A 15390-nucleotide genomic window follows, 5' to 3' on the forward strand; every position below is an offset into this window, starting at 1 on the left:
AGCGCGACGCGACTCACTATAGAGTGGCTCCACTCTTCTATGCTGAAAGGTGCAAATAACAAAAACATCAAGGGAGCCGCAACATGCATATTCTTATTACCGGTGGCACGGGACTGATTGGCCGTCACCTGATTCCGCGCCTGCAACAGCTGGGGCATCAGATTAGTGTGGTGACGCGCGACGTGGTCAGCGCGCGTGAGAAACTGGGCGAGAACGTCGCGCTCTGGTCAGGACTGGCGCAACAGCCGAACCTGGATAACATCGATGCGGTGATTAATCTGGCGGGAGAACCTATTGCCGACAAACGCTGGACAGAGCCGCACAAACAGCAGCTGTGCGAAAGCCGCTGGCAAATCACCGAGCAGATCGCCTCCCTGATCAACGCCAGCGCCACGCCACCATCAGTATTGATCTCAGGTTCGGCGACCGGCTTTTATGGCAATACCGGCGACCTGGTGCTGACCGAAGAGGATCAGGGTCAGGATGAATTCACACATCAGCTCTGCGCCCGCTGGGAGCAACTGGCGCTGGCGGCTGAAAGTGAACGCACCCGCGTCTGTCTGCTGCGTACCGGCGTAGTGCTGACCTCCGAGGGTGGCGCACTCAGCAAAATGAAGCTGCCGTTTAAGCTCGGCATCGGCGGGCCGATCGGCAGTGGCAAACAGTACATGCCATGGATCCACATTGATGACATGCTTAACGCCATTATCTGGTTACTGGATCATGAGGATCTGCGGGGTCCGTTCAATATGGTCGCGCCTTACGCGGTGCGTAATGAGCAGTTTGCCGCTACGCTGGGTCGGGTGATGCATCGTCCGGCCTTTATGCGCACGCCTGCCAGTGCCATTAAGCTGATGATGGGCGAATCGTCGGTGCTGGTGCTGGGAGGTCAGCATGTGCTGCCAAAGCGGCTGGAAGCCTCAGGTTTCGGCTTCCGCTGGTACGATCTGCAGGAGGCGTTGCAGGATGTGGTGAAGCATTAGCCTGAAGCCCGCGTCTGACAGACGCGGGCGCAGGATTACTTCAGCGATCCCTTGAGGAACTGCTGTAAACGCGGGCTTTTCGGGCTGCCGAACACGTCCGCAGGCGGCCCCTGCTCTTCGATTTTGCCCTGATGCAGGAAAATCACGTGATTTGAGACGTGACGGGCAAACTCCATCTCGTGGGTGACCACCACCATGGTTTTGCCCTCTTCCGCCAGCTTCTGCATGATGCGCAGTACTTCACCTACCAGCTCCGGATCCAGCGCTGAGGTCGGTTCGTCAAACAGCAGCACCTCCGGCTCCATCGCCAGCGCGCGTGCAATCGACACACGCTGCTGCTGACCGCCAGAAAGATGCACCGGATACTTCGCCTGCGCCCGCGCATCAATGCCGACTTTATCGAGATAGCGAATGGCGCGCTCACGCGCTTCCGTTTTGCTCAGCCCCAGCACCTGAATCGGCGCTTCCATCACGTTTTCCAGCACCGTCATGTGGCTCCAGAGATTGAAGTGCTGGAACACCATGGTGAGGCTGGTACGCAAGGCGCGAAGCTGTTCTTTGTCAGCCACTTTGAGCTGTCCATCTTTGTCGCGAACCAGTGTAATCTGCTGGTTGTTGACCACGATGCTGCCTTCGCTCGGTTTTTCGAGGAAGTTAATGCAGCGTAAAAAGGTACTTTTCCCTGAACCGGACGATCCAATGATACTGATCACATCGCCCGCTTTCGCAGTTAACGAGACCCCTTTCAGCACTTCATGTTCACCGTAACGTTTATGCAATTCGGTGACGCTTAATTTATTGTCAGCCATAGTTCTACTCAATGCGATGAAGAGGGTTTCACGTGGGCCAGCCAGCGGCGTTCCGCCAGGCGGAACAGGCTGATCAACACGTAAGAGATAATCAGGTATAACACAGCCGCCAGGCCAAAGGCGGTAAACGGCTGATAGGTCGCCGAGTTAATATCCCGCGCGATTTTCAGCAGATCCGGCACGGTGGCGGTGAAAGCCAGCGCCGTGGAGTGCAGCATCAGAATCACTTCGTTGCTGTAAGCCGGCAGTGCCGTCCGCAGCGCCGAGGGCAGGATAATGCAGCGATAGAGTTTAAAGGTGGAGAAGCCATAAGCCCGCGCCGCCTCAATCTCACCGTGTGGCACCGAGCGAATCGCACCCGCAAAGATTTCCGTGGTGTAGGCACAGGTATTGAGAGTGAAAGCGAGCAGCGTACAGTTCAGGCCACTGCGGAAAAACGCGTTCAGCAGTTCGGTGCCTTTCACAATTTCCAGCGTGTACATGCCGGAGTAGAACACCAGCAGTTGCACATAGAGCGGCGTACCGCGAAACACGTAGGTAAAGAGCCAGACCGGAAAACTGATAAACCGGTTAGGTGAAACCCGCGCAATCGCCAGCAGGATGGCCAGACAGCCGCCAACGCTCACCGAAAGGATCAGCAGCCACAGGGTGATAGCCACACCGGTAAAACGATAACCGTCAGTCCAGAGCAGCGATTTCCAGTATTCCTGAATAATCTCAATCATAACTCGCCCTCTTCACACCGACCGTATAGCGACGGTTCAGCCACCACAGCACGCCGTTCGACAGCGTGGTAAACACCAGATAAATGACACCCGCCACGATGGCGAAGTAGAACGGCTGCCAGGTACTTTTCCCGGCCAGCTGCGTCGCCTTCACCACATCTTCCAGCCCCAGCAGCGAGACCAGCGCGGTGGCTTTCAGAATCACCTGCCAGTTGTTGCCGATACCCGGCAGCGCATAGCGCATCATGGCCGGAAACAGAATGCGGCGAAACACCTGCGCGCCAGTAAAACCGAACGCGGTGGCCGCTTCAATCTGCCCCTGCGGTACGGCCATAAAGGCCCCGCGGAAGGTTTCGGTGAAGTAGGCACCATAGATAAAGCCGAGCGTAATGATACCGGCCACCATCGGATCGATATCAAACTGCGCCATGCCGAGCGCATCGGTTATCTGGTTGAGGACAATCTGCAGACCGTAGAAGATCAGCAGCATCAGTACGAGGTCAGGCACGCCACGGATTAGCGTGGTGTAGCCTTCAAAAATCATCGCCAGTGGCCGGCTGCGCGACAGTTTCGCGCCTGCGCCAATCAGGCCCAGCAGCACTGCCAGCACGACGGAGGTGAGAGCCAGCTCCAGCGTCACCAGCGTGCCCCGGAGAATTACATCAGAATAGCCATACAGCATCGAGAGGGTCCTGTCGTGGGGTGAAAACGAAACGCTGCCCGCAAGCGAGACGGGCAGTTTAGCTTTACCACTCCGTTGCAGATGCTATCCGCCATCAGCGGGACGGCGCCGGTTTCTGCACCAGGCAGAACCGGCTCAGTCCCGATAAAACGGATACAGAGGGTAAAGCGACAGGATGGTTAGTCGCCGTACACATTGAAATCGAAGTATTTCTTCGCAATCTTGTCGTAGGTGCCATCTTTACGCATGTCAGTAAAGGCTTTGTCGATGGCCGCTTTCAGTTCGCTGTCATCTTTACGCAGTCCCATACCGGTGCCGACGCCAAAGATCTTGTCATCTTTCACGGCCGGACCCGCGAAGGCGTAGTTTTTACCGACTGGCTGTTTCAGGAAACCTTCGCTGGCCTGCACTTCATCCTGGAAGGCTGCATCAATACGACCGGCATTCAGATCCTGATAAACCAGATCCTGGTTAGCATAAGGGGTGACGTTAACCCCTTTTGGCCGCCAGTTCTGATTGGCATAGGTTTCCTGCGTGGTGCCCTGCAGCAGACCGATATTCTTGCCTTTCAGAGACTCGATGGTCGGCTGAATTTTCGATCCCTTCGGTGCGACTAAACGCGCATTAGCGGCGTAGAGTTTTTCCGAGAAGGCGATCTCTTCCTGACGTTTTGCTGTGATGGAAAGAGAGGAGATGATGGCATCAATTTTCTTCGCTTTCAGCGAGGGGATCAGCGCATCGAAGTCGCTTTCAACATAGGTACACTGGGTATGAATACGTTTACAGATTTCGTTAGCGAGGTCGATATCGAAGCCCACTAACTTGCCTTGCGCGTCTTTCGACTCAAACGGTGGGTAAGTTGGGTCTGTGCCGATGCGGATTGAACCCGGCACTGCCGCGAAGACGCTGGCAGCACTGGATAAGCCCAGCATCAGGGAAAGAGCCAGAACACGCTTTTTCATAGATTACCCTCAAGTGAAGTGCTTTTTGTTATGTGGTTCGTGATGTGTTTGCGCAAAGTAATTTGCATGTTTCATGCCAGATCTGCAAGTTATCCACGCTGTTAGCGTGATGTCAGACAGGCGAAAACGCTGTGTTTGTGAGGGGAATATAGCAGTGTGGTGAAAGAGAAAAAGCGACGTTGTTAACTTTTGGTGCATCAAATGCACGAAGAGTGATCCGAGGCGCGCTTATGCACTAAATAAGTGCGCCAGCGGAACTTTATGCACCCTGCCAGCGCGCGAAAAGATCTTCCGGTAATTCGATATCAAACTGGTCGATAACCCGGTTAACGGTCTGGTCGATCAACTGATCGATTGTTTCAGGCCGGTGATAAAATGCCGGCACCGGCGGCATGATAATCGCACCCAATTCGGCAGCGGTAGTCATCATTCGCAGGTGGCCAACGTGTAGCGGGGTTTCACGTACGCACAACACCAGCTTGCGCTGCTCTTTTAACACGACGTCAGCCGCGCGGGTCAGCAGCGAGTCACTGTAACTGTGGACGATGCCTGAAAGCGTTTTCATTGAGCAGGGTAAAATCGCCATGCCCAGCGTTTTAAACGAACCCGACGAGATATTTGCTGCAATATCGCGCACGTCATGCACCACATCGGCAAGCGCCTGCACGTCACGCAGCGAATAATCACTCTCCAGACTCAGCGTCTGACGCGCCGCCTGGCTCATGACCAGATGCGTTTCTACTTCTTCCACCTGCTGCAACACCTGCAGCATGCGCACCCCATAGATCACCCCGCTTGCGCCAGAGATGCCAATGATGAGTCGTTTCATATTCCAACCTTATGTCAGCCAATGCGCCATCATACGCGGCCAGCGGGTTTCTGAAAACAAACAGGGCGGGATTGCTCCCGCCCTGCTTTATGCTGCCCGCCTGTCAGACGTATCAGCCCTCGTTGTGCAGCTCAAGGTTTTCGACTTCGTTCTGGCGCTGAAGCGCTTTGGCATCATCGTTTCGCAGCGACTCCAGATACTCCAGATACTGCTGATCGACATCCTTCGTCACGTAAATCCCGTTGAACACCGAACATTCGAACTGAGCAATGTCCGGATTCTCTTCACGCACCGCTTCAATCAGATCGTCCAGGTCCTGGAAAATCAGCGCATCGGCTTTAATCAGCTGGCGAATCTCTTCCACTTCCCGGCCGTGTGCAATCAGTTCCGTGGCGCTCGGCATATCAATGCCGTAGACGTTCGGGAAACGAATTTCCGGTGCAGCAGAGGCCAGATAAACCCGTTTTGCGCCCGCTTCACGCGCCATCTCAATGATCTGCTCTGAGGTGGTGCCACGCACGATGGAGTCATCCACCAGCAGGACGTTTTTATCACGGAATTCAGCGCGGTTAGCGTTGAGCTTGCGGCGTACCGCGCTGCGACGTAACTGCTGTCCCGGCATGATAAAAGTACGGCCAACGTAACGGTTTTTCACGAAGCCCTGACGATAAGGCTTGTCAAGGATACGGGCAATTTCCAGCGCGATATCGGTAGAGGTTTCCGGAATCGGAATCACGACGTCGATATCCAGATCTTCCCACTCGCGGGCAATTTTCGCGCCCAGCTTGGTACCCATACGGACACGGGCGCTGTAGACGGAGATTTTGTCCAGGAATGAGTCGGGACGCGCAAAATAGACATACTCGAACAGGCACGGATTGCTTTTCGGGTTTTCAGCACACTGACGGGTAGAGAGCTGGCCCGCTTCAGTGACATACACCGCTTCACCCGGTGCGACGTCACGGATGAATTCAAAGCCCAGTGTATCCAGCGCCACGCTCTCGGAGGCGACCATATACTCGGTGCGACCATCAGCGATAACGCGCTTGCCCAGTACCAGCGGACGGATGCCGTTGGGATCACGGAAGGCAACCATGCCGTGACCGATAATCATCGCCACGACGGCGTAGGCACCGCGTACCTGCTGATGTACGGCAGCCACCGCAGCGAAAATGTTGTCGGCTTGCAACGGATCGTTTTGAAAACGATCCAGCTCCTGCGCAAAGATGTTCAGCAGGATTTCAGAATCTGAGGTGGTGTTAACGTGACGGCGGCCCTTTTCAAACAGGTGCTTACGCAGCACGTGGGCGTTGGTCAGGTTACCGTTGTGCGCCAGGGTGATACCGTACGGGGAGTTTACATAAAATGGCTGCGCTTCAGAGGCACTGGAGCTTCCCGCGGTGGGATAACGCGCGTGACCGATCCCCATATTGCCCTGCAGACGCTGCATGTGGCGTGCTTCGAAAACGTCGCTGACCAGGCCGTTTGCCTTTCGCAGGCGAAAACATTTCAGCGCATCGATTGTACAAATGCCTGCGGCATCCTGCCCGCGGTGCTGGAGCACCGTTAACGCGTCATAGATCGACTGGTTGACCGGCATGAAACCGGTGATACCGACAATACCGCACATGTTGTCATTTCCTCATTAAGCCGCACTCCCGGTCACATCACCGGGGTAAAAAACTCGACGTGCTTTTCAGGTAATCAAAAAACCACCTGATGATATAACTGAACTCGGGAATGAGTTGAGACTGTTGCCAGTCCGGACTTTTGGAAAAGCCAGTGAATGTATCAAGGAAGAACAGCAAGGCGGCTACAATCAGCACCCCACGCAACGCCCCGAAACAGACTCCCAACACCCGGTCGGTTCCCGACAGGCCGGTTTTCTCCACCAGCGTGCCGATAACGTAGTTCACAATAGCCCCTACAATCAGGGTAGCCACAAACAGCACACCAATGGCGATACCGTTACGAACCAGTTCGTCGTCAAAACCTGTAAACCAGACTGCAAGGTAGGCGTAGTAATGACTGGCGACAAAAAACGCACATCCCCAGGTAACGAGAGATAAGGCTTCCCGGACGAACCCACGGACGAGGCTGACCAGAGCCGAAAAACCAACTACCGCAATAATGACGTAATCAATCCAGATCATGAACTCTTCCAGCGCCAGTGCAATTGCACCCCTGCATCCAGTTCGGGGCGCATTCTAACAGAAAAAGAAAACGTTTGCGTAGCGGTTTTCTTTTTCTGCATCCATAAATACGGCGATGAAAAAAACCTCAATCGCCCGGGTGATTCTCAGCCGGACAGGCCATTGAAAATCGTCAATATTTTACGCGACATCGTGCTCTGAAATCGCTGAACGCCGGGCAAAAGACGCTGCCTGTTACTGCTATCGGCAGCGCCAATCGCCGGTTTTAACGGGCGCTGTACGGTTTCACAACACCGCCCAGTCCTGAGATGCTTTTCAGCTCGCCAACTGCGCTCTGCATTTTGGCTTTCGAGGCATCCGGCCCGACGTAAATGCGGGTAATCTGACCCTGTACCGGCGTTGAAGGCACGGTAAAGGCGCGATAGCCCGACAGCCGCAACTGCGCGACAATCTCATTCACTTTGCTGGCGTTTTTGAGCGCACCTAACTGCACCACATAAGCCTGCCCTGCCGGTGCCGTCGTCTCTGCGGCTTTCGGCGCCTCTTCCTGCTTCGGCTGTTCGACCGCTTTAGGCTGTTCAACCGGCTTCGGTTTAGGCTGTTCCACAACTTTTGGCTTCTGCTGTTCGACCGGCTTCTGCTTAGGCTGTTCAGTGACTTTAGGTTTCTGCTGCTCTGTCACTTTCGGCTTCGTCACCGTCTGTGCAGGCACAGACTGATGAACCGGCGGCGGCGAGACCACGACCGGATCGCTATCTTCCTCCGGCTGAGTCCGCCCCTGCTCTGCCGTGGCATTGGTTTTGCCATTGCCATTGCTGCTGCTGACCGCATTGCCCGCGCCTTCCGGCGGCTGAGACGGCAGCGACTGGGTTACCGGCGGTACCATTTCGCTGTCCTGCTGATCGTCAGGTTTCGGCACCAGCGGAATGGCGGCGAACTCCTCTTTGTAATGCTTTTTCTGACCATCCAGCAGCCCTGGCAGCACAATCACGCCAACGGCGACCAGAATGACGGTGCCGACTAAACGGTTCTGAAACTTACTTGCCACGTCCTTTCTCCGTTTCAATCGATTCCATGACCTGCGCCACGGTGTGGAATGAACCACAGACCAGCACAGTGTCCTGCGGCGCGGCCCGCTGGCGTGCGTGCTGCCAGGCGAGCTCAACCGAGCTGAAGGCTTCGCCCTGCGACAGACAGTCCAGCAGTTGCTCAGCACTGGCGCCGCGCGGACCGTCAAGCGGTGCGCAGTACCAGGCATCCACCATGGGTGCCAGCGCCGCCAGCGTACCGGGGATATCTTTATCATGCAGCATGCCAACAACGGCATGCACCTTGCCGTGTTTCGGCAGAGCCGCCAGCCGTGACGCCAGATAAGTCGCCGCATGCGGATTATGGGCGACATCCAGAATCACGCGCGGTGATTCGCTAATAGTCTGAAAACGCCCTGGCAGCATCGCCAGCGGCAGGCTGGCACGAATCTGCGCCTCACTGACCTCAAGCCCGGAGACACGCAGCGCCACCAGCGCGGTCGCCGCGTTAGGCAGCGGCACCTGGGGCAGCGGCAGATCGTTCAGCTCGCCCTGCGCATCACGCAGCGACCAGCTTTCGGCCTGCGTGTGCCAGGACCAGTCGCGGTTGCGCTGTAACAGCTGAGCGCCTTTTTCCTGCGCGACCACAGCGATGCTGTGTGGCATATCGGGTTCACCGACTACCGCCGGTTTCCCCGCCCGGAAGACACCCGCTTTCTCGCGTCCGATGCTTTCGCGATCCGGGCCCAGCCAGTCGGTGTGGTCCAGTGCAATGCTGGTGACTACGGCGACATCGGCATCCACTATGTTGGTGGCATCCAGTCGTCCGCCGAGGCCGACTTCCAGGATCACCACATCCAGCTGCGCCTGGCGGAACAGATTCAGCGCAGAGAGCGTACCAAATTCGAAATAGGTCAGCGAAATGTCGGCACGACCGGCTTCTATCTCCGCAAAGCTGGCGCAGTGCTGCGCTTCACTCAATTCCCCGCCCTGAACCCGAACACGCTCGGTGTAGCGCACCAGATGCGGCGAGCTGTAAACGCCAACGCGGTAGCCCGCAGCGATCAGCAGCGTTTCCAGAGTGCGACAGGTGGTGCCTTTGCCATTCGTACCGGCCACGGTAAAGACAAAAGGAGCGGGTTTCAGCAGGTCGAGACGAAGCGCTACCTGACGAATACGGTCCAGACCCAGTTCGATGGCCTGAGTATGCAGGTGCTCAAGATAATAAAGCCACGTGGCCAAAGGCGACGTGGCTTGAGGAAGGTGAAGATTGTCCATATGTCCCGTTTTGCTTATTTATACCTGGCAGACTGGTGCTGCGGTATACGGTGCATTGGTAAGAGGCGCGGCGGGCGCGCCTCTCTATCTCCTGTCAGGCCTCGTTGCTTTCCGATTCAGTCGTCGCAGGAGCGGACTGTTCACCGTCATGCAGCGGTGCCGGCAGGTTCATCATTTTTGCCAGCAGGCTTGCCAGTTTGTAGCGCATTTCCGGACGGCGAATGATCATATCAATCGCGCCCTTTTCAATCAGGAACTCACTGCGCTGGAAGCCCGGCGGCAGTTTTTCACGCACGGTCTGCTCAATCACACGTGGACCAGCAAAGCCGATCAGTGCTTTAGGTTCCGCGATATTGAGGTCGCCCAGCATGGCAAAACTGGCCGAAACGCCACCCATGGTCGGGTCAGTCAGCACGGAAATGTAAGGCAGACCGCGCTCACGCATTTTTGCCAGTGCCGCACTGGTTTTCGCCATCTGCATCAGCGACTGCAGCGCTTCCTGCATACGCGCCCCGCCGCTGGCGGAGAAACAGATCAGCGGGCAGTTATCTTCTAACGCCTGCTCAACCGCACGTACAAAACGCGCACCGACCACAGAACCCATTGAACCGCCCATAAAGGCAAATTCAAAGGCTGCCGCAACAACCGGCATGCCGTGCAGCTGACCTTTCATGACCACCAGCGCATCTTTCTCACCGGTGTCTTTCTGGGCCGCGATCAGACGATCTTTGTACTTTTTGGAGTCACGGAACTTGAGCAGGTCTTTAGGTTCAAGTTCACTACCCAGCTCAACCATCGTGCCCTGATCGAGGACACTGCCGAGGCGCTCACGGGCGTGCATCCGCATGTGATGGTCACACTTCGGGCAGACCTCAAGATTACGCTCCAGCTCGGCGCGGTAGAGAACCTGACCACAGCTGTCACACTTGGTCCAGACCCCTTCCGGGATACTGGCTTTGCGCACAGGCGTTCCGGTGCTTTTATTAAGAATGCGTTCAATCCAGCTCATTGATGACCTTTCTGTTTAAAACTGACCTGGTCCAGTCGTCTTGATACTGCTGAAAACCGCTTCAGCAGACGGTAAATGTCGCTCATTAAACCACAACCTGTTCAGACTGTGGATAAAAATCTGGTCTTACCCCTGAGCGCAGCCTTACGGCAGCTTCTGCTGCTTAGCCTGACGGCGATGACGCCAGACTTCAATCACACCTGGCAGAATCGAGACCAGGATAATGCCAACAATCAGCAGCTTCAGGTTTTCCTGCACCACCGGCAGATCGCCAAACAGGTAGCCGGCATAGGAGAACAGCAGCACCCATAACAGCGCACCCGTCACGTTGAACAGCGCGAAGTGACGATAGGACATATGGCCCATACCGGCAACAAACGGCGCGAACGTACGGACGATCGGCACAAAGCGCGCCAGGATAATGGTTTTTCCACCGTGACGGGCATAAAACGCATGGGTTTTATCCAGATGGCTGCGACGGAAAATCTTCGAGTTCGGGTTACTGAACAACCGTTCGCCAAACAGGCGACCAATGGTGTAGTTCACCGCATCGCCCAGAACCGCCGCGACCACTAACAGTGCCGCCATAATGTGCACATTGAGATCGTTACCCGGCAGCGCGGCCAGTGCGCCCGCCACAAACAGCAGCGAATCCCCCGGCAGGAACGGCGTGACCACCAGTCCGGTTTCGCAGAACAAAATCAGGAACAAAATAGCGTAAATCCAGATACCGTACTGTGCAACCAGTTCGGCCAGATGCACATCGATGTGCAGAATGAAATCGACCAGAAAATGGAGAAACTCCATAGCGCGCCCTTTTAAGTCCTGAAAGTGAATTAATCCGCGAGGAACAACGGTCCCATCGACGGCTGTGGTAACGCAAAGTGGGATGGGTAATCCACCGCCACCAGATACAACCCCTCTGCCCGGGCTGTGGCTGCGGCTAATGTCCGATCCTTCGCCGCCAGCAGCGTTGCCATCCATGACTCCGGCTTATTGCCGCAGCCTATCTCCATCAGGCTGCCCACGATATTGCGCACCATGTGATGCACAAAGGCGTTGGCTTTGATATCCACAATCACGTAGGAACCCTGACGCGTCACGTTGAGGTGAATCACGTTGCGCCACGGGGTACGCGACTGGCACTGCACCGCGCGGAATGAGGTGAAATCATTCTCGCCTAACAAACATTGCCCGGCGCGCTGCATCTTCTCTGCATCCAGAGGATGGTAGAAGTGCGTGACGCCCTGCGCCAGCACCGCCGGACGCAGACGCTGATTGTAGATCAGGTAGCGATAACGGCGGGCCGTGGCGCTGAAGCGGGCATGAAATTCATCCGGCACCGCTTTCACCCAGCGCACCGCAATATCCGGCGGCAGATTGGCATTCACGCCCAGCGTCCAGGCACCATCAGGCCGCTGCGATGTGGTCTCGAAATGGACCACCTGCCCCGTCCCGTGAACGCCCGCATCGGTACGACCGGCACAAAAAATGCTGACCGGATGATCGGCAACTTTCGACAGCGCGCGCTCTACCTTCTCCTGCACGCTGCGAACTTCATTCTGACGCTGCCAGCCGTAGTAACGGCTGCCGTCATACTCGATGCCGAGCGCCAGTTTTTGCGTCTGACCATCGGACATGGTTACAGATACTCCTGAACCAGTTTCTCAGCGGTTTTCACCGCCATCAGCGCGCCGCCAAAACGAATGTTGTCAGCCACTGACCAGAACTGCAGCAGCTCCGGAATACCGTAATCGTTGCGCACCGCGCCGATGCTCAGTTCGCCGTTGCCCGAGGCATCCGTCACCGGCGTTGGCACTTCATCCTCTTCGCTCAGACGAATATCTGACGCCAGCGCCAGCTCAGCACGCGCCTCTTCCGCAGAGAGCGGGCGCAGGTTCTCGATATGCACAATCTGCGCATTACCGTAGAACACCGGCGCCTGTACGCTGCTGACCGCAATCGGTAAGCCTTCGTCCTGCAATACCTTGCGCACCTGATCAATCAAACGGCGTTCGCTTTCCACGCTACCTTCTGCATCGGCCTGTTGGGGCATCAGGTTAAACGCCAGCTGACGGCCAAAGTGATGTTCATCGGCCGGGATACCATTCAGCAGATGGGCACTTTCCCCGGCCAGCGCATCCACCGCCACTTTGCCGTAGCTGGAGACCGAGATCAGGTTAGTCACTTGTAAGCGGCTCAATCCGGCTGCATCTACCAGCGGTTTAATCGCGGTCAGCAGCTGGCTCACCAGATTATCTGCCACGCTGATGATGTTGCGATTACGGTAATCTGCCAGCACCTGCGGATTCACATCCGGCACTACCAGTGGCACATCAGGTTCCAGCGCAAACAGCTCGCTGCTGTCGATTACCAGACAACCGGCGTTGGCCGCTTCATCGGCAAAGCGCGCCGAAGCATCACGTCCCGCCACGAAAAAGGCCAGTTGCGCCTGTGACCAGTCGAACGTCTCTGCATTTTCGACCCGCACCGAGCGGCCTTCGTAACGCTTGATTTCGCCCGCGCTGTTTTCGCTGGCCAGCAAATATAATTCACCAACCGGGAACTGGCGTTCCGCCAGCAGTTCCAGTACAGCGTTCCCTACTGCGCCTGTCGCGCCAAGTAGCGCAATATTCCAGCCGTCAGACATGTTGGTTTACTCCAGACAATGACATAAAAACAGAAGGCGGTGATATTCACCGCCCAGGGATTCAGATTTATCCCCGTCGTCTTTCACGTTGCATCTTTGTTGGCTGCGTTCACTCACCCGAATCACTTACTGAGTAAGCTCATCGGGATTCGTTCTCTTGCCGCCTCAATGCAACCCGAAATCCATTGGGTATCTCCCCCCGGAACCCGCCGTCATGCAGACATGCCAGCAGAGCGCGCCTTCCGTTCACTGACTGATTCAGTGCGGAAACCGAGCCGGGGCGCCTGACCTGCAGCGCCCGTTATTTCGGGGAAGTTGTTGCGTTAAAGCCCAGCTGGTTCAGCATCTCAGCCGTTGTGGCGTCATCACAGTTCACCTGCAGCGACGACCATTCACGGCGCTCCAGATACTGCTTGCGCAGGCGATCAAATTCGCCGGGTTTCGCCGCCACTTTACGCAGGGGGGCATCATCGCGGCGCACATCATACACCAGATGCGCCAGGCGTTTCAGCGTTGGCTGATCCAGCGGGCCATTCAGGGTGATTTCACTGAATTCCGGCACCGGCAGCAAGGTGCTGAGTGGCACCTGCTGCGGCTGACCAATAAAATCGCACCAGGCTTCAAAGACCTGCGTGGTGCCACGTGCTTTGCCTTCCAGGGTGTAGCCCGCGATGTGCGGCGTGGCGATGTCGACCTTATCCAGCAACGCCAGCGAGAGATCCGGCTCCGGCTCCCAGACATCCAGCACCACGGTGAGATCGTGGCGCATTTTCAGCACTTCCAGCAGCGCGCCGTTGTCCACCACCGGGCCGCGACAGGCGTTGATCAGAATGGTGTTGGGCTTCAGCGCCATCAGCAGCGCCGCATCCGCCAGATGCCAGCTTTTATACGGACCGTCTTTAAACAGCGGCGTATGGAACGTAAGAATGTCAGCCTGCTCTGTCACGGCTTCCAGCGACAGGAAATCCCCCTCTTCACCCCGATCGGCGCGCGGCGGATCGCACAGGAGGGTTTTGATGCCCCAGGCTTCCAGCCGCTTTTGCAGTCGCCCGCCGACGTTACCGACGCCGACAATACCAACCGTGCGGTCACGCAGCTCAAAACCATCGCGTTCCGCCAGCAGCAGCAGCGCAGAGAAGACATATTCCACCACCGCAATGGCGTTACAGCCTGGTGCAGCAGAGAACGCAATGCCCGCCTGCTGCAGCCAGTTCTCGTCGATATGATCGGTGCCCGCCGTGGCGGTTCCGACAAACTTCACCGGTTTTCCAGCCAGCAGAGCTTCATTCACCTGGGTGACTGAGCGCACCATCAGGCCATCGGCATCGGCCAGTTCAGCCACCGGCAGCGGACGTCCCGGCACCGCGACTACGTCACCGGTGCGGCTGAATAACTCACGGGCATAAGGCATATTTTCATCGACCAGAATTTTCACTGCGGCTTTCCTGTCTGTTGCATTGAGGGGAATGATTCTGGCACAAAGCGACGCGTTAGCCTAACCGCGCGCGGTAGCGATCGGGCGTGGTTCCCGCCTGTTGCTGGAACATCACAATCAGTGCCGAGGCGGAGCTGTATCCCAGCTCATGGGCGATAGTCTGCACACTTTCTCCCTGCTCCAGCAGCACGATGGCACGAAGAAACCGCAGCCGCTGCCGCCACTCACCAAACGTCATATGAAGCTGCTTCTGGCAGCGCCGCGCCAGCGTCCGTTCGGTGGTAAAGACCCGCGCCGCCCAGCCCGCCAGCGTGGTGTTATCGCCCGGATTCGCCTCCAGCGCATGTAACACCGGCGCGAGAAATTTATCTTCTGAGGTGGGCAGATAGCTCTCCTGCACCTGCGCCAGCCGCAGGCGATCGCGCAGCACCTCACACAGCCGCCACTGCGCATCCGTTTCGGGTTGCTCAATCTGCTGCTCAGCAAACTCATCCATGATAGCGTGAGCAATTGGATCGACCAGCATCAGGCAGGCACGCCGCGGTAAGTCGGTGCATAGCGGGGCCGCCAGATTAAAGGTGCGAAACTGCGCCTGGCGATGGTTATAGCTGCTGTGAAGCTGACCCGGCGGGATCCAGACCGGAATATCTGCCGGGGTCAGCAATCGCTCGCCCCCGACCTGCATCTCCAGTACGTGGCTTTTGACCATAATCAGCTGGCCCCAGTCATGGCTATGCGGCAGGTATTCGGTGCGGGCATTGGCCTGCTCGTAACGCATAAAGTAGCGTAACTGCGGCGCATCCAGCGGCGGCTGGTAGGTCACTTTCAGGGTCATTCTGTCCGCTCA

At 56.7% G+C, this 15390-nt stretch carries 16 protein-coding genes; 1 reads left to right on the forward strand and 15 read right to left on the reverse strand.

What is annotated here, in order from left to right; genetic code table 11:
- Positions 1 to 83 precede the first annotated feature (83 nt).
- Positions 84 to 983 carry a TIGR01777 family oxidoreductase gene (locus ACN1CO_RS09315; RefSeq protein WP_419138708.1) on the forward strand — a complete coding sequence of 300 codons (900 nt, stop codon included), beginning with the start codon at positions 84 to 86 and terminating at the stop codon, positions 981 to 983.
- Positions 984 to 1018: 35 nt separating this feature from the next.
- Here ACN1CO_RS09315 and hisP read toward each other — a convergent pair whose 3' ends face one another.
- The 15 genes from hisP to ACN1CO_RS09390 all read right to left on the reverse strand — a co-directional run bounded on the left by hisP (position 1019) and on the right by ACN1CO_RS09390 (position 15378).
- Entirely contained in the window at positions 1019 to 1792 is a 774-nt protein-coding gene (gene hisP / locus ACN1CO_RS09320) for a histidine ABC transporter ATP-binding protein HisP (RefSeq protein ID WP_419138709.1), read from the reverse strand.
- Between the two features lie 8 nt (positions 1793 to 1800).
- Positions 1801 to 2517, reverse strand: a complete 717-nt coding sequence (locus ACN1CO_RS09325; RefSeq protein WP_419138710.1) for an ABC transporter permease — start codon at positions 2515 to 2517, stop codon at positions 1801 to 1803.
- On the reverse strand, positions 2510 to 3199 hold the full coding sequence (locus ACN1CO_RS09330; protein ID WP_010258006.1) for a histidine ABC transporter permease HisQ: 690 nt from the start codon (positions 3197 to 3199) through the stop codon (positions 2510 to 2512). The genes ACN1CO_RS09325 and ACN1CO_RS09330 overlap by 8 nt, the downstream gene beginning before the upstream one ends.
- Positions 3200 to 3378: 179 nt before the next feature.
- Entirely contained in the window at positions 3379 to 4161 is a 783-nt protein-coding gene (gene argT, locus ACN1CO_RS09335) for a lysine/arginine/ornithine ABC transporter substrate-binding protein ArgT (RefSeq protein ID WP_283547470.1), read from the reverse strand.
- 259 nt (positions 4162 to 4420) lie between these two features.
- On the reverse strand, positions 4421 to 4990 hold the full coding sequence (locus ACN1CO_RS09340) for a UbiX family flavin prenyltransferase (protein WP_419138711.1): 570 nt from the start codon (positions 4988 to 4990) through the stop codon (positions 4421 to 4423).
- A gap of 112 nt (positions 4991 to 5102) precedes the next feature.
- Complete coding sequence (gene purF / locus ACN1CO_RS09345) at positions 5103 to 6620, reverse strand: amidophosphoribosyltransferase (protein WP_419138712.1); 1518 nt, start codon at positions 6618 to 6620, stop codon at positions 5103 to 5105.
- Between the two features lie 37 nt (positions 6621 to 6657).
- Positions 6658 to 7143 carry a colicin V production protein gene (cvpA, locus tag ACN1CO_RS09350; RefSeq protein ID WP_003854265.1) on the reverse strand — a complete coding sequence of 162 codons (486 nt, stop codon included), beginning with the start codon at positions 7141 to 7143 and terminating at the stop codon, positions 6658 to 6660.
- A gap of 265 nt (positions 7144 to 7408) precedes the next feature.
- Positions 7409 to 8191 (reverse strand): cell division protein DedD, encoded by a 783-nt coding sequence (dedD, locus tag ACN1CO_RS09355; RefSeq protein WP_419138713.1) that lies wholly within the window; start codon positions 8189 to 8191, stop codon positions 7409 to 7411.
- Complete coding sequence (gene folC, locus ACN1CO_RS09360) at positions 8181 to 9449, reverse strand: bifunctional tetrahydrofolate synthase/dihydrofolate synthase (RefSeq protein ID WP_419138714.1); 1269 nt, start codon at positions 9447 to 9449, stop codon at positions 8181 to 8183. The genes dedD and folC overlap by 11 nt, the downstream gene beginning before the upstream one ends.
- 94 nt (positions 9450 to 9543) lie before the next feature.
- The gene (gene accD / locus ACN1CO_RS09365) at positions 9544 to 10458 is read right to left on the reverse strand and encodes an acetyl-CoA carboxylase, carboxyltransferase subunit beta (protein ID WP_010257992.1); all 915 of its coding nucleotides are present in this window, start codon (positions 10456 to 10458) and stop codon (positions 9544 to 9546) included.
- Between the two features lie 144 nt (positions 10459 to 10602).
- On the reverse strand, positions 10603 to 11265 hold the full coding sequence (locus ACN1CO_RS09370) for a DedA family protein (protein WP_090959147.1): 663 nt from the start codon (positions 11263 to 11265) through the stop codon (positions 10603 to 10605).
- Between the two features lie 29 nt (positions 11266 to 11294).
- Positions 11295 to 12098 (reverse strand): tRNA pseudouridine(38-40) synthase TruA, encoded by an 804-nt coding sequence (truA, locus tag ACN1CO_RS09375; RefSeq protein ID WP_419138715.1) that lies wholly within the window; start codon positions 12096 to 12098, stop codon positions 11295 to 11297.
- A gap of 2 nt (positions 12099 to 12100) precedes the next feature.
- Positions 12101 to 13108 (reverse strand): aspartate-semialdehyde dehydrogenase, encoded by a 1008-nt coding sequence (locus ACN1CO_RS09380; RefSeq protein WP_419138716.1) that lies wholly within the window; start codon positions 13106 to 13108, stop codon positions 12101 to 12103.
- 301 nt (positions 13109 to 13409) lie between these two features.
- Entirely contained in the window at positions 13410 to 14543 is a 1134-nt protein-coding gene (pdxB, locus tag ACN1CO_RS09385; protein WP_419138717.1) for a 4-phosphoerythronate dehydrogenase PdxB, read from the reverse strand.
- 55 nt (positions 14544 to 14598) lie between these two features.
- The gene (locus ACN1CO_RS09390; RefSeq protein WP_419138718.1) at positions 14599 to 15378 is read right to left on the reverse strand and encodes an AraC family transcriptional regulator; all 780 of its coding nucleotides are present in this window, start codon (positions 15376 to 15378) and stop codon (positions 14599 to 14601) included.
- Positions 15379 to 15390 lie beyond the last annotated feature (12 nt).

Source organism: Pantoea sp. R13S299 (assembly GCF_048515925.1).
Taxonomy (GTDB): domain Bacteria; phylum Pseudomonadota; class Gammaproteobacteria; order Enterobacterales; family Enterobacteriaceae; genus Pantoea.